11 protein-coding genes and 5 tRNA genes are annotated in these 20,699 nt (G+C 56.3%); 2 read left to right on the forward strand and 14 right to left on the reverse strand.

What is annotated here, in order from left to right; all coding sequences use genetic code 11:
- Nucleotides 1–20 precede the first annotated feature (20 nt).
- From MPRO_RS00615 to MPRO_RS00680, 14 genes are all read right to left on the reverse strand, one after another.
- Entirely contained in the window at nucleotides 21–2,876 is a 2,856-nt protein-coding gene (locus MPRO_RS00615; RefSeq protein ID WP_067285855.1) for a bifunctional diguanylate cyclase/phosphodiesterase, read from the reverse strand.
- An 8-nt stretch (nucleotides 2,877–2,884) separates the two neighbouring features.
- Entirely contained in the window at nucleotides 2,885–4,105 is a 1,221-nt protein-coding gene (locus MPRO_RS00620; RefSeq protein WP_158651704.1) for a hypothetical protein, read from the reverse strand.
- On the reverse strand, nucleotides 4,092–4,520 hold the full coding sequence (locus MPRO_RS00625) for a hypothetical protein (protein WP_158651705.1): 429 nt from the start codon (nucleotides 4,518–4,520) through the stop codon (nucleotides 4,092–4,094). The genes MPRO_RS00620 and MPRO_RS00625 overlap by 14 nt, the downstream gene beginning before the upstream one ends.
- Before the next feature lie 96 nt (nucleotides 4,521–4,616).
- Nucleotides 4,617–4,692, reverse strand: a tRNA-Glu gene (locus MPRO_RS00630).
- A gap of 23 nt (nucleotides 4,693–4,715) precedes the next feature.
- Nucleotides 4,716–4,791, reverse strand: a tRNA-Gly gene (locus MPRO_RS00635).
- Between the two features lie 33 nt (nucleotides 4,792–4,824).
- Nucleotides 4,825–4,900: transfer RNA gene (locus MPRO_RS00640), tRNA-Glu, on the reverse strand.
- 40 nt (nucleotides 4,901–4,940) lie between these two features.
- Nucleotides 4,941–5,016: transfer RNA gene (locus MPRO_RS00645), tRNA-Gly, on the reverse strand.
- Nucleotides 5,017–5,066: 50 nt separating this feature from the next.
- Nucleotides 5,067–5,142: transfer RNA gene (locus MPRO_RS00650), tRNA-Glu, on the reverse strand.
- A gap of 77 nt (nucleotides 5,143–5,219) precedes the next feature.
- Nucleotides 5,220–6,884 carry a diguanylate cyclase gene (locus tag MPRO_RS00655; RefSeq protein ID WP_067285861.1) on the reverse strand — a complete coding sequence of 555 codons (1,665 nt, stop codon included), beginning with the start codon at nucleotides 6,882–6,884 and terminating at the stop codon, nucleotides 5,220–5,222.
- Nucleotides 6,874–7,263, reverse strand: a complete 390-nt coding sequence (locus tag MPRO_RS00660) for a response regulator (protein ID WP_067285863.1) — start codon at nucleotides 7,261–7,263, stop codon at nucleotides 6,874–6,876. Before MPRO_RS00660 ends, MPRO_RS00655 begins: the two co-directional genes overlap by 11 nt.
- A gap of 134 nt (nucleotides 7,264–7,397) precedes the next feature.
- Nucleotides 7,398–10,376: a PAS domain S-box protein gene (locus tag MPRO_RS00665; protein WP_067285864.1), complete on the reverse strand. Its 2,979-nt coding sequence runs from the start codon at nucleotides 10,374–10,376 to the stop codon at nucleotides 7,398–7,400.
- Nucleotides 10,376–13,924, reverse strand: coding sequence for a PAS domain S-box protein (locus MPRO_RS00670; RefSeq protein WP_067285866.1), 3,549 nt, complete (start codon nucleotides 13,922–13,924; stop codon nucleotides 10,376–10,378). Before MPRO_RS00670 ends, MPRO_RS00665 begins: the two co-directional genes overlap by 1 nt.
- 36 nt (nucleotides 13,925–13,960) lie before the next feature.
- Nucleotides 13,961–15,481, reverse strand: coding sequence for a response regulator (locus MPRO_RS00675; protein WP_067285870.1), 1,521 nt, complete (start codon nucleotides 15,479–15,481; stop codon nucleotides 13,961–13,963).
- 11 nt (nucleotides 15,482–15,492) lie between these two features.
- Complete coding sequence (locus tag MPRO_RS00680; protein WP_158651706.1) at nucleotides 15,493–18,084, reverse strand: GGDEF and EAL domain-containing protein; 2,592 nt, start codon at nucleotides 18,082–18,084, stop codon at nucleotides 15,493–15,495.
- Nucleotides 18,085–19,613: 1,529 nt separating this feature from the next.
- Between MPRO_RS00680 and MPRO_RS00685 the strand changes: the two genes are divergently transcribed.
- Nucleotides 19,614–20,360, forward strand: coding sequence for a hypothetical protein (locus MPRO_RS00685; protein ID WP_067285873.1), 747 nt, complete (start codon nucleotides 19,614–19,616; stop codon nucleotides 20,358–20,360).
- Nucleotides 20,361–20,478: 118 nt separating this feature from the next.
- Nucleotides 20,479–20,691, forward strand: coding sequence for an AlpA family transcriptional regulator (locus MPRO_RS00690; protein ID WP_067285875.1), 213 nt, complete (start codon nucleotides 20,479–20,481; stop codon nucleotides 20,689–20,691).
- Nucleotides 20,692–20,699: the final 8 nt, after the last annotated feature.

Genomic DNA, 20,699 nt, shown 5'->3' on the forward strand with positions numbered 1-20,699 from the left:
ATGAACCCAGGCATCAGCAACTATTCCGGGCTCCCATGTTGCTCCACGAAGTCCCACAGAGGCCCAGGATCCAGTGGACGGCTGTAGTAGTAGCCCTGGATATGGCTGCAGCCATGTTTAAGCAGAAACTCGAGCTGCTCACTGGTTTCCACACCTTCGGCCAGCACCCCAATGCCCAGGCTGCGGCACATGACAATAATTGCCTTGACAATCGACTCGTCATCCCGATCCTGACCTATGTCGCGTATAAAGCTCTGATCTATTTTCAGGGTATTAATGGGCAAGCGCTTCAGGTAACTCAGTGATGAGTAACCGGTGCCGAAATCATCCATCGACAGGCTGATACCCCGCTCACGTAACTGATTCAGCTTGCTTATGGTCAACTCCGGTTGGCGGATCACAAAGTTTTCGGTGATTTCCAGATCCAGCAGGGTCGCTGGCAAGCCAGCATTCGCCAGCGCATCGTCCACCTCCTGCAAAAGACCCTCGTGGGCTATCTGTTGACCGGCAAGATTCACGCCCAGGCGAATCGGAATCATACCCTCGCGTTGCCACTGCGCCATTTGCCGGCAGGCCTCGTACAAGACCCAGCGCCCCAGCGGCACGATCAGCCCCATTTCTTCAGCCAACGGAATAAAGCGCCCGGGCGACACAGCACCAAGCTCGGGGTGCTGCCAGCGCACCAAGGCCTCCATACCGCAGACAAGGCCGCTGCGTGCATCCACCTTGGGCTGATACTGCAGCGTAAAATCGCCTCTGTCGGTTGCCCGGCGCAGATCGTTGGCCAGCGCAAAGCGCTCTACCCGCACACTGCCCTGCGCCCGATGGTACACACGGTAGCGCCCCAGCCCCTGCTCCTTCGCCTCTATCATCGCCAGATCGGCACTTTTCACCAGGTCGCTGGCATCCTGGCCATGCTCAGGGAACAGGCTAATACCAATACTGACAGTGCTGTAAATTTCGTATCCCCCAAGACTAAAGGGCTCGACAAAAGCACTAATCAGGCACTGAGCCAAACCGGTGGCCGCCGACTCGATATCCCGTTCGGCTTCCAGCATGAGTACAAATTCATCAGCACCCAGACGTGCCAGATGATGCTCTTCAGCAGTGATTGCGCTGATACGCAGCGCCGCAGCCTCGAGCAGCTGATCGCCCAGAAGATGCCCAAGACTGTCATTTACGCCTTTGAAGTCATCAATGTCGCAACAGAGCATGGCCAGCTCCCGGCCCGCTTGTGCGGCACTCTGCAACCGCTGCACCAGCGCTTCGAAAAACAGCTGACGGTTAGGCAGGCGGGTCAGCGGGTCATGATTGGCTAGCCAGTAGAGGCGACTTTCGGCATGCCGCCGCTCGGTCATGTCCAGCCCGATGGAAAGAATATAGGCATCGCGATCACCAGCGTCACGCAGCCGCGAATGCTGCCACGAGAGATGCAGCTCGCGTCCGTCGTCAGACATAAAGCGCGTATCCAGCTGCAGCCGCGGACTGCGGCCGTGATAAAGCGACTGCAGCTGCACCTGGGCATCATCGCCTTCTGCCAGCAACCCTATATCATCGAAGCGATAACCTGGTTGCAACGGCAGATCAAGCCCCAACAGACGACTGCCGTACTGGTTCAGGGACTGAATAACCCCGGCGCGGCTTTGTGTCAGAATCACGGCCTCCGCCGTATCAAACAGGCTGGTGACAAAGTCACGCTCGCGTTGCAATGCCGCGCTGCGCCGCTCCAGATGCAGAGTATTGTCGGCCACAGCGTCCTCCAGCTCATCCAGCCGGCTGGCAAGCTCGCCGGCGCTGTCCGCCAGTACATCGAGCTCGTCACTAAAGAGCCTGGAACCAAGGCTTGCCGGCAATGGCTGCAGCTCCTGCTTGCGCAGTCCACCGACCCTGGCCAGCTGAGGCAACTGTTCGGCCAGGCGCCCAAGATAGCCCAGCGGACGACGCAATATCAGCGTTAGCAGGACCAGCGCCAGTACTATGCCGCAAAGCGCGAGGACCATGTCAAACAAACGGCGGCTCTGCATCGCCTGCAGCGGGGATGTAATATCGCTGATAATCAGCCAGTAGGCGCGGCTGTCGGACAGGTCCTGAACCAGGGGTGACAGCAATAGCTCCAGCTCGCGCCCGTCGAATTGCAACCTGAAGGTGGAACCGGGATTTTGCAGCCACGTCGCCAGATTCGCCTGCCTGAGCATGGGTTCATAGCGGTCACGGTTAGTCAGTGCCATCAGGCGCGGCGCGCCATCGCTGCCCTGCTCTGCAGGCGCCAGCAACAGCCCGATATCCACGGCACTCTGTCGATGGTATTCCAGCACTACATCATGCATCAGGCTGCCCACCAGCATGACCGCCGTAGTGCCGCCGCCAAACATAACCGGTATGGCCAGATAACGCAGGCAATTCTGGCGGCACGAAATACTCTGTTGCGGCTTTTCAAGCTCAAGCACTCGCCGAACAACCTCTGGCTTGATATCCAGCGGCGCCCCCCAGGCCCGCTGTAACTGACCATCAGCACTGTACAGCTGTACCAGATCTACCACCCCCAACATCAAGGCATTTTCTACTCGACTATCCAGGTCCCAGGCCGGTTGCGACCATGGCTCAGTGGCCATTGCGGCCATTGTATCTTTGGGAGGCAATAGCATGATCTGGGCGATATCCAGCAAACGTCTATAACTTGTTTCCACCGTGGCATTGAGCATGCCTAGCTGCTGCTGACTGCGCGCACTAAGGTCGGCCGCCAATTCCTGCTGCTGGCGCGAATAGGACAGGGTTTGAGCCAGCCCATACACCAGGGACAGCGTCATCAGCAGAATCAGCGTCAGTTTCCACTTCAGGCTGATAAAGGTACTGCGTCTTTCCGCCCGGAGACTCATAGCGCTCCCTAAAACCGGTAGGTGGCTTGCAGCGCAAAGAGATTCCAGTTGCGCTCCAGCTGCAGATCGTCCGGATTATCCTGCCTTGGTAGCCAGAGAGCGCCCCGCACACGGTGCCATTCCGCCCGCAACAGCCAGTCCGGCGACGGCTGCCAGCCAACCCCCAGGGTCAAGTCCCTGGCGTAGCGCGCTGCAGGCTGCGATGCTATGCCCAGCTCAGCCAGGCGCGCCTGATAATCCAGCCCCCCCCGGTCGTCTCGATCAAGATAAGCTTCGCCATAGCGCAGGACGAGGTCCCATTGCGAAGAAAAACGATACTGCGCCTGAAGGTAAAAGGCCTCCAGATCGACCTCTGGTTTCAGTGCAACAACCCCGCCGAGTTCACTCCAGTCAATATGCTGCAGTATGTATTCGGCCGTGAATACCCAGCTCCGATATCCCGCCTGCGCCGACAAAACCGCAATATCCACATGCAACTGGCCATCCCCCGGCAACAGCTCGGGAACCGGATCATCGAAAGCGTCGTAATCCAGGTCAAAGCTCGACAACGAGATCGCGGCACGCCAGCGCGCCTGCGGGTCCGAAAGCATCAGACGACCAACCACAGCCATGCCTGAGTCAAACTTGCCAGGCATATCCCCCCCGAGATAGGTATATTCGACCGCCACATTCCGTTTAGGGGCACCCAGCACGAGGTCCAGATCCAGGTTTAAGCCAGCCGCAGTCCCCTGACGATAGAACCCTGCACCATCAACCGACAGCGTTAAGTCACGTAACATGTCGTAATAGATTTCCTGGGCGAGCAGAATTGAAGGCCGCGTAAAAGCCACATCCCGAGTGTCATTGTAAAAGCCATAAGGCACCTTCAGTCGACCCAGTCGCAGACCGCTCTGTGTCTCGAGACCGTCCTGCGCGCGCCAGTCCAGCAGCAGATAATCCACCTGCGGTGAACCGTCATTCACGTTACCTGCGCGCCTAGACATCAGCTGGCCGGCCACCAGCAAGTCTGACCGGGGTCGCCAGGACGCATTGATCGCCAGCTCACGAAAGTCAAAGCTGCCACTTTCGCTATTGCCATAAATATTATTGTGATCGGAAAGGAAGTAACCCTGGGTGACAAAGCCGTTCATGCGCAAGTTAGCTGGTAACTCAGCGGCGCCGGCGGGGGCCACCAAAGCGGCAAATAGCACCGCAATCCCCATCAGACAGGCCAGGCTATTTGATTTCAATGACACGCACTCCCTGTATGTCGCCAACGTCCGACTCAAGATAGCCAATGCCGCCCTCGGTATGACTTACCCAATAGAGCATATCTTGCACACTGTCGACGACTCTGGGTGCCTGCACGGCACCTGAAAAAATATAGCGGTCCCAGATTCCGCGCAGCTGATAGGGATAGACACCCAGATCCTGCTTGACGAAGTTAATGTGGGCGGGATGCTGATCCTCAAAAACGATCAGCGAGACGGGCTGTCCCAAGGGCCAGTGACGAGCACGCAGAGAAAACAGCGAAAAAAGATAGGCAGGGCTAAGGGAGTCGGCTTGCACCCCGGGATGGGCAATCACAACCTGGGACCACAGGCTTTGCGTCGGCAATACGCCAAGCACTATTGCCAGCACTCCATAACGCAGAAAATATCCCACAATCCCTTGCTACCCCTCTGATATTCCTATCAATCTGATTGAATAGTATAGGAAAGAATAAGCTTTGGGTGAGATGAAAGCAGAGCCTGATGGAAATGGCGTCCCATAGGGGGTTCGAACCCCTGTTACCGCCGTGAAAGGGCGGTGTCCTGGACCACTAGACGAATGGGACTGACTGAATCCCCGGATGAGGATTGGAGCGGGAAACGAGACTCGAACTCGCGACCCCGACCTTGGCAAGGTCGTGCTCTACCAACTGAGCTATTCCCGCTGATTTTCTGTTAGCCGAACGGCTGTCAGAAAGTGGCGTCCCATAGGGGGTTCGAACCCCTGTTACCGCCGTGAAAGGGCGGTGTCCTGGACCACTAGACGAATGGGACTTACAAACTCCTCTTGCGAGGAATGTCCTCTTTCGAGGATTGGAGCGGGAAACGAGACTCGAACTCGCGACCCCGACCTTGGCAAGGTCGTGCTCTACCAACTGAGCTATTCCCGCTGAACGCTTGCGCGCTTACCGTATTTCTGCAGGCTGTACCTGGCATGAAATGGCGTCCCATAGGGGGTTCGAACCCCTGTTACCGCCGTGAAAGGGCGGTGTCCTGGACCACTAGACGAATGGGACGCTGCGGCCTCTTCACCAGAAGAGGCGCGTATTCTAAGCGCAGGATTAGGAGCTGTAAAGCCCCGCGTGGAATTTTATTAGCGCGCAGTCCCGAGCCGGGCGTCACTTCGCAGCGGCAGGTTCCTGTGCCAGCCAATAACGTAGTTACGCCCGGCCCCCTTGGCTGCATAAAGCGCCTGGTCCGCGCATTCGATAAACTGATCGGCATGCAGCCGTTCAAAGTCTTCGCTGCTGGCGATACCCGCACTCAATGTGCAGGAAAAGACTTCTCCCTCGTGCTCAAATTCAAGCGCCGCGAAGGCCTCACGCAACCAGTTGCACTGGCGCTCGGCACCCTCTTTCTGGCAACCCGGCAATATGGCAAAAAACTCCTCACCACCATAACGCCCCACCTTGTCCGTGCCGCGCAAACGGGTTTTCAGCAGGTGCGCCAGGGCCCGAATAACGGTATCTCCCCGGGCATGACCATAGGTATCGTTTACCTGCTTGAAATAATCGATATCCAGCATCACCGCGCTGAAGCTCGACTTTTCACGCTCAGCCCGCAAGCACTCGGCGGCAAGAGCCTCCTTGATGCTGACATGGTTCAGCAAGCCCGTCAGGCCATCACAGGCCCGCAGGTTGGCAAGACGGCGCATGCGCTCTGCCCGCACCCGTACAACCGACACCAGATATTTTTCGGAAATGGGTTTGGTAATGAAATCATCACCGCCCTGATCCAGTGCATGCAACTGTCGATCCCGGTTGGCTTCGGCCGACAGGTACACAATGGGCAAACCGGTCCATTCATCGTAATAACGCAGCGCCGCCGCCAGCTCGACACCGTTGTAACCCGGCATGTGAATATCGAGCAACAGCAGATCCGGGCGAAACTCCTCCAACCGCAGCAGCAGGTTAACCGGATTCATTTCAACCTCGACCCGCATACCGGCCTCAATCAGCGCCTGCTGGTAGCGCAGTGACAGCATCTCGTCGTCATCGACAATGAGAATGCGATAAGCTTCTTCGGTATGATCACCCACCAGAGCATCAATCAACTCAACCAGCTTCATAACATTCAGCGGCCGCACGAAAAAGGCAGCGGCACCAAGCCGTGCCGCCTCAAGCCTGGATGTGAAGTCATCCTGCAGCGAAATAAACACCACCGGAACACCGGCCGTCGACAAGCTCTCTGCGAGTGCCACGCTCAGCTTTACACGCTCATTATCCAGCACCAGTACGCCTTGCCTGGCCTCGGTAAACACCAGCGCTTCTTCGGCGGCTTTAAGCCCATCCAGGCGTTTCACGATGAAGCCGTACTGGCGTAGCGAACGCAATAAATTCTGCTCACTGGCACCCGCGTCTGTTAGCAGCCAGATGGTCGGCATAATACCCTGCGCCGGAGTGTCCAGCGTTCGAACCGACGCCGCCAGATGCTCGGTGGAATTGAGCCAGCGCTCGGCCAGCGCCAGAACATCCTGCACCAGCACCGTGCGAGCATCGTCATCCAGCGCCTGACCGCCACGAATTGCCTCTTCCAGTCGACTGGCTTCGTGCCCCAAATCCTCAAGCCCGAAAATGCCGGCGGAGCCAGAAATTCGATGCAACCCCTGCTTCAGGGCCTCAAAACGCTCCGAATCCAGTCGCTCCCGCCCCCATGCCCGGGCCAATTCACCAAGATAGGCAACGGTCGCCGGCAAGCGTTCGAGATAGCGCTGACGTTGTAGTTTTAATGTTTCAACTACACGATCCTTAGCCGTCATGCAGCCCACTCCAGATCGACTTTAGCTGATCAGCCAGGCACATCGGATCAAACGGCTTGCTCAATACATCCACGGCACCTAGAGACTTGTAGTGCGCAACTTCCGAGGGCTGCACCTTGGCCGTCATAAACAGCACGGGTGTGTTAGCCAATGCGGGTATCTTGCGCAGTCCTGCCAGGGTCATGGGACCATCCAGTCCAGGCATCATGACATCTAGCAAAATAAGGTGAGGAGCAAACGCCTGCGCCTCCGCCAACGCCTGGTCACCGGACGAACACACCTTTACATTGAGCCCGCCAACCATTTCGAGCGCCACCTGGGCGACGACTCGGATATCCTCGTCGTCTTCGACATAAAGCACTCGCTCCAATTCCATCATTCTGATTTTTCTCCGTGGCTACTTTGTGCCAAATGCAGCAAGTTTTTAACGCTTTGGCTGAGATCCTGTGCAGATATGCGTGGTTTAACCAGCGCACTGTCGACGTCATCCAGCTTCTGGGCTGATTAATTCCGTCATTCTGTTTTTTCTCCGTGACTATTTTGTGCCAAATGCAACAAGCTTTTAACACTTTGGCTCAGGTCCTGCTCCGATATGCGCGATTTGACCAGCGCACTGTCGACTTCGGTCAGCCACTGCTCTGAGGCATCTTCCACCGTCAGCACAAGCACCCGGGGCGAATCCCTGAGCCCCTGAATATGCGGTAACAAAGTACGGGTGCGGTTATCCGACATACCAATATCCAGTATGACCAGATCGTAGGGGCGATTGTCGAGCCTGGCCCTGGCATCTTCAATGCTATAGGCCTGCTCTACATCCACCGCCAGGCGCTCAGCCAGACGGTGCAGGGTCTGATCCTGTGCATCACGTACATGCAGCACTCGACCATTGCCGACAGCAGCGGCATCCAGCGCCATCTGGCTACGACTGGCCAAGACACTGCGGCGACGCTCAACAAAGGGCCTCCCCTGCTCATCCTGACGTACATTGACCGATCCCACGCCATCGCGATTGGCTTTGGGGAACTCCACATAAAACAGGCTACCGCTGCCGGGCTCAGACTCAAAACCGACTCGCCCGCCCATGTGCTCCGTCAATTCCTTGCAGATCGCCAGACCAAGCCCGGTGCCGGCTGTCTTCTTGGTATCAGATCCATCCGCCTGGGCAAATTTCTCGAACACATAGGGCCGAAATTCAGCGGAAATACCGATACCGCAGTCCTCCACCGACACCCGCACCCAGGCTCCCAGCACATCAACATGTACGCGGACCTCCGCCCCCAGGGGCGAAAATTTTACCGCGTTGGAGAAGTAGTTTGCCAAAATCTGCTGCACACGCTGCTCATCCACCCAGATACGCGGCGGCTCATCAGGCACCCTGCCCGGAACAACCCTTACATCATAGGTCTTGGAGTAACCAGCAATACCCTCCAGCGACTTGTTCACCAGCTCGGCAACATCCTGGGTACGCAAATCAAACTGCATCTTGCCGGCGGTGATTTTTTCAATATCCAGCAAATCATTGATCAGGTGGATCAGGCGTTCGCTATTCTTAAGGGCGATGTGCAGCAAAGGCTCGGCACTTTCGGGCAATGTGCCCATCACACCACCGCAGATCAAGCCCAGAGATCCGGCAATGGAAGTAAGGGGGGTACGCAGCTCGTGGCTCACAGTGGCGATAAACTCGCTCTTCATTTCCTCAATGCGCTTGCGCTCGCTGATATCGGCGCCAATACACACATAGCCACTGATCCGGCCGCGTTCGTCCCGCACCGAGGTGATAGACACCTGGGCCGGAAAGCGCGAGCCATCCTTGCGCACATAGGTCCACTCGTGCTCGTCGGCAGAGCCGCTGCGTGAACGGCCAACCAGTACTTCGACACCGCATGCACCGGCAAACTCCAGCCCCTGGGCCACGGCACCGGCAGTCAGCTCCTCCTCGTCATGTACGAAGGTCAGCAGTTGCTGGTTCACGACCTCCTTCGAATGGTAACCCAGCATATGCTGAGCGCCACTGTTAAAGGATCGCACCACACCCTCCAGATCGCAAAACATAATACTGAAGTTGGCGCTGTCCAGAATGGCGGTCCGGTGGGCAATTTCACGCTGCAGCACCAGCTGAGTTGCGTGACGACTAATTTCATTACCCACCCAGCGACTGAACAGCTGAATCAGATTAAAGTCGATCTTGCCAAAGGGTTGCGCACGGGCATCCGGGCCGGAAAAATTGAGCGTGCCGTAACGCAGGCCATCCACCAGCAGCGGAGCACCGATGTAGGCCTCAAGACCAAAATTCTGATAACAGGGGTGTTCACTGATATCGCTTTCACCGGCATGGTGAAACCCCAGCGGTGAGTCGGCCTGCAGGCAGTGTACGCAGTAAGTGCCACTCAGTGAAAAACGAGTCCCCGGCTCAGGCGCACCCTCAGGACCGCTAATAAATTCAACCAGGTAATCATCCGCCTCGATACAGCTGACAATAGCGAGCGGCAGCTCGAACACATCCTTGCCCAGTTGTAGCAGCTGCTCTACCTTGCGTTCGAACGGCCAGGACGAGGTCGTAATGGTATGCAGACGCTCCAGCGCAACGGAGTACTTTTTTTGCTCCAGATCGGCGGCGTGACGCAAGGTGATATCCCGCAGTACAAGCACAAACTGCCGACCGGCATTGCGCTCCACCGCCGAAAGCCCCACCTCCAGTGGAAAAACATGACCATCGCGGCGGCGCCCCCGCAGCACTATGTCGCTCCCATCAGCCCGCAGCATAAACGCCTCGAACTCTGCAGCCGCCCCCAGACAGTCCTGCTCACTGCCTGGTGCTAGCAACAGCGAGTCCATGCGCCTGCCCAGCAAGTCATCGCGGTCGTAACCAAATAGCTGTGTTACTGCCGGATTCAGCTCACAGATAACGCCCTTGGCGTCCAGCGTCATGATGCCATCGACAACATGGTCCATGACGGCACGGCTGTAAGACTCAGCCTCACTGAGCCGCAGCATCAGGGTTTCACACTCGGCCTGCGCCAGTTCGCGCTCGACGCAATCGGCCAGGTCCCGCAATGCACTTAATTGCGTCTGATCCAGCAGGCGCGGCTTGTCGTCGATAATGCACAAGGTGCCAATTCGCAGCCCATCAAGGGTGCGCAAAGGCGCGCCAGTATACATGCGGATTTTCGGCGCCTGCACAACCAGGGGATTGTCGACAAAACGAGGGTCAGCATGCGTATCGGACACATGAAAAACGTCGTCATGCAAAATGGCATGGCCGCAGAAGGATATGTCGCGGGGTGTTTCGCAGGCATCCAGGCCCTGGCGCGACTTGAACCATTGACGGTCGGCATCCACCAGACTGACAAGCGCGATCGGCACCTGAAACATGGCCTTTGCCAGCCGGGTCAGGCGATCGAATCGCTCCTCTGCCGAGGAGTCCAGAATATGTAGCCGCTGAAGCGCTAGCAGTCGCTTTGCTTCATTATCTGGAATTTCAGGAGCCTGCATCAGTTAGAACCCGCATCCAAAGAAATTTCAGTTTCGCATTCAATAGCCGTGGCTGTCACGCGCTGCGCCCGGGTCTGCTCCAGCAGAGCGCGTAATTGTTCCAGTAAATCCTGTTGCGACACGCGGGATTTGAGCAGAACTGCATCAACTTGCTGTGCTTCGGCAAAGCTGACCTCGGTTGCCGACAACAGCATAATTTGTGGCCGCCGGGTCAACTGTTTCAGCTCCGGCAACAAAGACCAGCCAGACCCATCCGGCAGCCCCAAATCCAGAATCACCAGATCATAGGTTTCCTGCGCCAGCTTGCGCCTGGCACTGGCAAGGGACCCGGCCCGGTCGATGGAGGCTAGCTCGCTGACCATAACGGTAACAACTTCGCTCAAATCCTCGTCGTCTTCGACATGCAGAATCCGTGGCAGGACTGCGGGCAGCCCTTTGGGCAGCATATGCTTAAGGCTTGCCAACAAGCGTGTTTCATCAATCGGCTTGGCCATCCAGTCGACCACCGGGAAATTGCCACCAATCTCGAGACGCCCTTCTTCAGCAATCACCGACACCACCAGAATCGGCAGTGGCAGACGCCCTTCTTCCTGCTCCCACTCACGCACTTTGTGGATAATCTTGCTGCCGGCAATATCAGGTAAAATCAGATCCAGCGTCATGGCATCGTAGGTTTCTTCCCGCAGCTGCACCATTGCCTGCGCGCCATTGAATACCACATCATTGGCCACCCCTCCGCGCTTGAGCATCAGACTGATAAGACGGGCAATATCAGGCTCATCCTCCACCACCAGCACCCGCGGCGCGCCCGCGGGCAAAGGCGCATCCGAGTCCGGCTCACTGCTCTCAACCTTCAAATCATCAAACTCGACGTAGAAACAGCTGCCCACTCCATCTACCGAGTCAAAGCCTACACAGCCACCCATACACTCGGCCAGCTCCTTGCAAATCGACAAACCAAGGCCTGTACCTTCCGTCGACTTGGTATCAGACGCATCCGCCTGAGCAAATTTCTGGAAGATGCGCGAGCGGAAAGAAGCCGGAATGCCGTGGCCCTGATCCCGCACATCAACTCGAACACGCCCGTCCAGCTCCCGCACCGCCAACTCAACCTTCCCACCCGAGGGCGAGAACTTGATGGCATTGGAGATGAAGTTGGCCAAAATTTGCTGCAAACGCTGCTCATCCGCCCGCACAAGCGCGTGCCCTGCACCGTAGTCAGCCAGCTTCAGCTCCACATTATGGGCCTCGGCATAGCCCTGATTGACTTCACAGGCGCGCTCAAGCTGGAACGACATATCCAGCGTCTGGAAATTGAATGTCATCTTGCCCGCGGTGATTTTTTCGATGTCCAGCAGGTCGTTAATCAGATGTATCAGCCGCAGACTGTTCTTCTGGGCGATATCCAGCAACGGCTTCGCCTTGAGCGGCAGTTCTCCCAGAGCGCCGCCGGCCAGCAGGCCCAGCGAGCCCGAAATGGATGTCAATGGTGTACGTAACTCATGGCTAACCGTCGAAATGAACTCATTTTTCATCTGTTCATTATGCTTGGTCTGGGATATATCCCAGTTGGTACCGGTCATGCGCAGTGGACGCCCGGACTCATCGCGACTCAGGATCGCAAACGCCTTTAACCAGCGAATATCTCCATCGGGCAGGATAATGCGCAGTTCGCACTCAACTGGATCGCTCTTTCGCAACAAACCATCCAGGGTCTGCTGCACCCGCTGCTGATCATCAGGGTGCACCTGGTTTATCCAGCTGCGGTAATGGCCATCAAACTCACCCTCGGCATAGCCGTATAGCGCATGCATATTGGCATCCCAAACCAATTCCCTGGAATCAAAGGCATAATCCCAGATACCGACCTGTGCCGCCTGAGTGGCCAGTTCGAGACGTGTATTCAACTGCTGTACCTGCCGCTCTGCCTGCTTGCGTTCACTCACATCGTGCATCACAACCACAGCGCCAAGCTGCTGTCCATCGGGGCTCAATATTGGCTGACCACTGCACAGCACTGTGCGCAGGGGCAAGCCGACCGGTGCTATAACAACCTCAATATCGCTTACCCGCTCGCCCTTCTGCGCTCTGAACAGCGGGATATCATCGTGCTTAAGCGTATTCTTCCCGTCTGCGGCATAAAGGCTGTAATACCGCCCCCAGTCCTCAGGCGCCAAAGGCTCAGGTGGCAGACCATGAAACTCAAACGCGGCATTGTTAAACAGAGTCAGGGTGCCCATCTCGTCGCAGGCAACAACACCGTCGGTCAGGTTGTCCAGCACCGTTTTGAGAAACTCCCGATCCTTCACCAGCGCCTGCTCGGCCTGTTTGCGCGTGCTTATATCCTGCACGATTAACCAGATCACTTCCCGCCCGGAGTCATCCGTCAGTTTTACACCACTGAGCAGAACGGCAAAGCGACTGCCACCCTTGTGAATAAAGGCCGCCTCAAAGGGACCATACCGACCCGTTTCATCCAGGCTGAGCTGAATATCAAGTTCAGTCTGGGCGCCTGGCTTTGCAGCCACAGCCTCGTAGTCCAGCTGCAGAAATGCCTCACGGGTGTAACCGGTTGCCGCGAGCAGGGAGTCGTTAACTTCAAGAAAACGCCTACTGTCAACATCCGCCATGGCAATACCCACGGGTGACAGATCAAACAACAACTGCAGTCGAGACTCGGTTGCACCCAGCTGAGTTTCAACCTGACGCCGCCGGACCGTTTCCTGTTCCTTCTGTTTAAACGTCTGATACATGCTGCAGAACAGGCCCGCCATCAACGCCAGGTAGCTGAAAATCTTGACCAGGTGAGCGCTGACAAAGGAGACGTCGAACAGTGCCGCCGAGAATGGCATCACCAACCACTGCGCAAGACTGCTCAGCAACAGCGTAATAACAAGCCAGTATTCGAAACGATCAGTCGCCCAGCGCCTATCGCGCCATAGACCCACCAGCACCAAGAGGAAGAAAGCGCCGGGTATAAATTCTTCAGGGCGGGACACCAGGACAAAATCAAAATGCGCCTGGGGCAAGGGTGCCAGGGCGAAGAACAGGAAACAGCCCACAGTCACCACAGCGGTCATGATGAATACCGGCGATGCCAACTGTTTCGAGTCTATCTGCACAGCCCAGGGGGCTTTGCGCAACCACCACCACATAAACAGCAACACCGCCAGATAAAAGCGAGAGGCAAACCAGCTCCAGGGCGCCAGACGCTCCAGGGTGGAGGGTGCGTCTGACGCAAAGCCTGTGGCACTGAGCAGGCAATGAGAGCCATCCAGCAGACCCGCGCCCACCAGGCCCGCGCCCAGCACCAGAAAGCCTATTTCTGGGCGGCTGTAGAAACGCACCAGCGCAATGCCTCCGGCCACCAGTGCCAGCACCGTCGCCGCCAGCTCCATCAGAGTATGTGTCGCTGCGCTGCCAATACCCCAGCTACCGGACAGTATGAGCCCCAGATAGCCGCCAAGTACCGCCACCGTCAAAAACACGAACCAGACAGGGCTCCAGCGAGCCACAGCCCCGGCATCATCCCTGTAGGGCTGAACCATTGCATTACACCTCAGAACTTGCTTGATAAATCACACTCACATGGGCTGAACGAATACGAATGCCTTGCAGGAGCTCCCGCCCGCATCCAAAAATGGCGTAATGGTACTTTCTACAGCAATGCCCTGGCCATTGCGATGCTGCAATGTCATTTCCCCCTGCCAGGTTTCACCCACCGCCAGGCACATGACAATAAGATCCTGCAATTGCTGCGACAGCACCGGCATACCCTCCTGGCGCCAGGACTCCGCATCCTCGTACCCAAGCAAACCGTGCAACCGATCATTCACGGATGTCAGGCTACCCGTGGCATCAGCCAGCGCCAGGGGGACACTCCTGGTAACGCCATCCAGCAGGCTGTCATATTCATGCGACAGCGCCTGATAACGCGTCCCCAGCAAACGCATACGGCGAGCTCGCCAGGCCCTGGCACGCACCGCGGCGAGTAATGCAACAGAGCGTATCGGTTTGAGCAGAAAGTCATCTCCCCCCAAACCCAGCGCCATCAACTGCGTTGCCTCACTCTTTTCCGCGGAAATAAACAGAATGGGGAGAAAGGCAAACTGATCTTCTTCCCGCAGAATCGCCGCAATCTCCGGACCACTAACCTGCTTCATCGATATATTGAGCAACAGCAGGTCCGGCCCGAAGCTGCGTAGCACATCCAGCGTTTCGAGCGGTTTGTTCAGCACTTGCACACTCATGCCGGCATCGAGCAGAGGCCTGGCCGTCAGGTCGGCCTGGCGGCAATCATCATCCACCACCATCACACGATAGGGCGCAGCCGGGCGACGCAGCGAAAGCTCGTCCACCAACTCGAACAGCCGGGTCGGCTGCACCGGCTTGGTCAGATAGCGGGAAGCTCCGGCACGAAATGCCGCCAGGCGCGCTGACACATCATCGCGGGCAGACAGAAACACCACCGGTGGCGGGTTTTCTACCGTGGCCAGTACCTCTACCACAACTTCGGCACCGGCCTGCACCCGCTCGGCGAATACCATGTCGGCCAGTACCAGGTCGGCCCTGTGCCCGGTCAGCCAGGCGCTTCTGAAGCCAGAGGTCGCCTTGTACACACTCACATCGTAGCCATGGGATTCAAGCAGCTTGCACAACACCTCGGCCTGCTCTGGGTCATCTTCCAGTACATCGATGGAGGGCCTTGGTGAACCCGCCGCGCCCCGCGTCTGGGCCGTACCGGCATCAACCACAGCACTATCGTACCAGCGCCGCTGCTGCGGGCTCGCCAGCGGCACGTTTTTCATGGCCTCCAGCAACCCCGTCCAAACAGCCCACTCCGTCTCTGTCGGCCCCGTATTCTCCGCACTCCAGCCTTCAATAAAATCAAGCAGGCAGCGCGCCTTGTCGCCAATCCCCGGCTGACTAAAGGTACTCGCTGCACCCACCAGACTATGCACCAACCGACACAGCTCCTGCACCGCAGGCGCGGGCCAGCATCCTGGCCCTACACGCCCGGCCTGTGCGCTGATTGCCTGTATGCGTGCCGGCAGCTTTTCAAGAAATGCCAGTGCGAGAACATCCATCGTCTTTTCGCTATCCATATACACACCACTCAATGAAGCTTGGACTCGGCGCGCAATGCGTCACCGGCTGCAACTACAGGCTCGAGCCACGGTCTGAGAACCGCCTCGGCGGGCTCGGGTCGCGCGAAAAGATATCCCTGCATCCGATCACAGCCTCTAGCGCGCAAGAAGTCAGCCTGGGCTCTGGTTTCAACCCCTTCAGCCACAACCGACAGCTGCAGACTCTTGGCAATACCCAGTATCGCCTCAACAATAGCGGCATCATTGTTGCCTTCCGCCAGATCCTGCACGAAGCTCTTGTCGATCTTGAGTTCGCGCAGCGGCATTTGCTTGAGGCGGGCAAGATTGGAAAAACCGGTGCCAAAGTCATCAATCGAAAACTGCAAGCCCAGACCCGCCAGCTCCGCCATAACCCCCACAGCGTCACCCATTTCGTCACCCAGCAGACTCTCGGTAATTTCCAGCACAAGGTTCTCAGGGTTTGCTCCGGTCTGATCCAGAATATCCTTGATGCTCTGTACGAAACCCGCTTGCTGGAACTGCCGCAAACTGACGTTGATTGACATGGGCAGCATTTGATTGGCAGCACTAACCCGCACGCTTAACTTGCACACTTCGGCAAATATCCAGGCTCCCAGCTCTACAATAAGCCCGGACTCCTCGGCCACCGGGATAAAATTCACCGGCGAAATAAAACCCCGCGCTGGATGACACCACCTTGTCAACGCTTCAACCGCAACCGTGCGCCCATCAACATCTACCTGCGGCTGCAGGAATATAAAGAGTTCACCATGCGCGAGCGCGTGGCGCAGGTCACGCTCCAGATCAGCAAACTCCTGCACCTGCAGCTGCATGCCCGCCTCGAAAAAGGTCACTTCCCCCAACCCCGCAGCCTTGCTGCGATAGAGCGCTATGTCAGCCTCTCGCAGCAGGTCTTCAGCCGTTTCCAGCCCCTTGGGCAAGAGCGTAATGCCCATGGATGCCTGCAGATGATGCTGATGATCGCCTATTTCAAATGGCTCGCGCAGCGACAGCGTCAATTTGCTTGCAACTCGGCGAACCGTGCGTGAAACATCGGCCGATACACTGGCCCCCACATCCGGCAGTAGTATCACAAACTCGTCACCACCAAGCCGTGCCACCGTATCCTGTTCACGCACCAGAGTTTCCAGGCGCTGCGACAGCAATTTCAATGCGGTATCACCTACACTGTGGCCAAAGACATCATTAATACGCTTGAACTGATCCAGATCGACAAAAATCAGCGCTGATACCCGGCGATGACGACGCCCGGACGCCAGCACCATCTCCAGTCTATCAAGCAACAAGCGGCGATTTGGCAACCCCGTCATCGGGTCGAAAAAGGCCAACTGATGCAGCAAGGCTTCACTTTCCCGACGCTCGGTCACATCTTTGAGCACAGACACGTAATGGCTAATATCCCCCCGCGAATCCCGCAACACCGTCGAGGTCACTTCCGCCTGGTAACTGCCGCCGCTCTTGCGCCTTAGCGCCAACTCACCATCAAAGCCACTGGAGGACAGCAACGCCTGACACCAGGAGCCCCAGCCCTGTTCGTCTTCATCACTGCAATTGAGTACAGACAGATGCCGCCCCACTAAATCGGCCCGCCCAAAACCTGTCTGGGCTTCAAAACAGTCATTTATCTCCGCCACCTGGCCGCGCGCGTCCAGAATGGCCATGGCGAGGTTTGCCTGTTTCATCCCGCAACTCAGCGCTCGCAGCCGATCCCGATCACCGCGCAGCTGCAACGTAATAGCCGCAATGCTTGCCGCCACCGCGGCGACCTCATCGACAGCGTTCGGCGAAATTGCACCCGGCCGGTGATAGATTTCGATGCACCCCAACATCTTGCCGGCGCTGACCACCGGGTGCGACAGACTCGCCGAAAACTCCAGCGCCTCAAGCACATCCCCATGCAGACTCCAGCTTGAACAGCTCGCCAAATCATCCACCCGAACAGGCTCGGCCCGACTGATCGCAAGGGACGCCAGCCCAGGCAAAGCCCCCGGCACTGCACCCTCTATAGCATCCAGGTAACACTGGGGAAGCCCGATAGAGGCACCACAGCTAAGTCGCTCGCCATTGTGCAGCAGCAGAATAACGACACCCGACCCCGGCAACAGCGCCATAACGCCCTGCGCCAATGACTGCAGCTGATCTGCCAGCGGCCTGATCAGAGCCACTGGTTCCAGCAGTGAAGCACGCAACTGCGCCAGACCGCGCCTGTGCCGCTCATCCGTCACATCAGTGCAAAACCACGCCAGCGCCTCCAGCGGCTTTTCGCTCTCGCACAAAGACTGACTTCTAAGGCGCACCCAGCGCATAACCCCCGTTGCCGGATAAAAAGGAACTTCAACATCAAGAGGGTCACCGGCGGATTGTGCCGGATCGATTTGTTGCAGCAGCTGCGGATCCGAGGATGCTCCCTCGAAATAGGACAACGACGCGCGGTGCAAGGCTTCCTGCGCCTGACACCCGGACAAGGCACAGAATGCCTCATTGACCCACAGGGTCTCACCCTGGGGCGACACAATCATCACCGCACAGGGCGCCAGCGCCAATGCACGACAAAATGAATTCGTTTCAGAATGCAGCAATGTGAACTCTCCCTGTAACCCCATTTCCAACCGAAATGAAGAACGCCCGCCTTGGTACTAACACTGCATCATCTTGTGAATAATGCAGTTGTTGGTACCCATTATCCATAACAGGCACGTAGCGCCCATTGTGCAAATAAACGCACTCCTGCACAACGCAGATCTTACAATCCGAAAACGATTTCACTTACAGATGACAGCGAGTAAAGATTAGCAGTTCCGTTACGCACAAGCCTGCGCCTCAGATCACTTCCTGCCTATTTTGAACGGCACTCACTCGCAGCAGAACATTTAGATCCAGAAACCAACGACCAGCGACGGACTGTAAAAAAACGAAGTCGAGCCCAAAGCAGCCCTTTTATCGGCTAACTATAGTACCCAGCGTCGCATAATGAAGACGTTAGCGAAAAATGATGCACGAAAAGTGCACAATCCATAGGCGTGACAAGATGCGGAGCAGAACAGAACAGAACAGAACAGAACAGAGAATATAAAGAGAAGTAAAACCAAGTACGGAATGATCTGGAGCGGGAAACGAGACAAACATTAGAGCTCTAAATCGTTAATTTATAAGACTTATTTCCCTACCTTCATTAGAAGGTGGCCACAATATTAGCCTTGTTTTTTGGACCCGTCAAACAGACGAATCCAACAAAATCTACGGCAATCCATTAAGGTCACCGTATAGCACCTTGAGCGGTCATTACCATGCAGCACCAACGGACGAGCAATGATGACGCTCTCTCCCAGGTTCAGCCGAAAGACAACGTCCCTACCCTGCCGTCGGTGCTATCTGGATGATTTCGAAGTCGAGATGACGAGATTATTTTGGTTTCCGGCGATACCAACGACGAATAGGCTTGAGCCGCCACTGGAACTGTTTGCCCAGTAAGCAGGCTTCGGTGACGCCAATTTCCTCAGCCAGCCAATTCGGGCTGTGTTCCGAACTCTGCAATTGCTGCTGCCTCATCTCCTGTCAGCGAGTCTAGGCCAGAACGCCGAAGCAAACGCTGAATCGTCATTTCCACTAACGCCGACCAAGGCGGGCCGCCAGTCCGTCAATGAACCGTTCTTTTCGCACAGACGGGACTGGATCACACCGCCCTAATAGCTACCGCGGGAGTGACGATGATTTAATACTTAGCTATAAATAGCTCCGCAGTGTATCTGAGCATAAAGAAAGGGTCATCGACACATAAACGTACAAGGAAGGAGAGAAAAAGTCAGAACTAGCACACCCAACTGTCATTTTTAACCGTCTTATCAATGCGTCATTCTAGACAGCAATTTCGCATCATCCAGATACTAAAAACACCAGTTCACATACCCCTCTGCCAATAGCCTTCGTATTTTACAGCTTTTTCAGAATAGATTACTGATTATTCCGTTTAAAGTTGATCAACTGTGCATATAAAATCGTAAAAAACCTCATTTAACGTTGAATTCAACCCCTTTATTATCATGACCCCAAGGAATGCAAATGACATTTAGACGTTAGCTATCAGACGCGAATCCAAGGAGATGGATGTATGCACGGAAGCAAATCGCTATCGCAGGTTTACTATCGCCCCATTGAGGCTGCGATCCGTTGGGCAGGGTTATTGGCGTACGAGAACGACATTCTATCTACGATGTCGCCGCCTCGACATTTACCCGAGAAGCTTTACTGCCCGAGAAGTAACGAGCTCCGCCTGTGCACGGACCGAATCTACGATGCCATCGTCAATGGCGAATTACCGTACGGCCTGGATGGCATCACCCTGAACGACCCATCGCTCTGGGATTCTTCCGATCTGACCATCCGCCATGTCGATCTCAAGCGCTGGATGCGTGACCACTACCCTGAGCAGCGTCCGCGCTTTCTGTTCAGTCGCCGAGAGCGGATCACTCATCCGGTCATAACGCTGGAAGCAGGCCAAGCAATGCTGATTGAGCGCCAGGCTTTGAAAGCACAACTTAAACACTGCCGCCGTGAGTTTGTCGCTCTCCAGGAGCAGTATGACGGACTATCGAAACAGAGCAAAACAAGTCCGGCCTGCGACCAGTATTCCATCAGCGATCGCGCCGAGTGCACTTATCTGCACATTATCGGCAGTCTTCTCGAGTTGATGCTGGGCCATTCCCCCTCGGGTATGCCTTATTCCAGTTTTAAAACGCAGGACGCCATCGTCAGCGCACTGATCGCCAACCACAGCGGCATCATGGGAATTACCGAACGTACCTTGAACGGCAAGTTTGCCAGCGCCCGACGCAAACTGCGTAATACGATTTGCTGAAGAATACCAGCTTGTAGCTGCAGTCCCGTAAATTGCATATGCAATGTACTTCGGTAGCCGCGCCTATTTAATGAGGGTCACGCCAACGAACGCTGCTAAGCGTTAAGGAGTGTCCCTCATGTCTCAATCACCCTCAATGGCTCCCGGCGAGCGCCGTATTCTTCGGCGCGAGGAAGTGGAAGCCAAGACTGGTTTCAAACGCGCCCATATTTATAACCTGATGAAGAAAGGCGACTTCCCCAAGGCGCTGCGTATTGGAGTTCGCGCTGTCGGCTGGGATTCAGACGAGATCGACCAATGGATTGCCGACCGGCTCAATAACCGGGCCTGATTCGGCAC

This window comes from Marinobacterium profundum (genome assembly GCF_001528745.1).
Taxonomy (GTDB): Bacteria; Pseudomonadota; Gammaproteobacteria; order Pseudomonadales; family Balneatricaceae; genus Marinobacterium_A; species Marinobacterium_A profundum.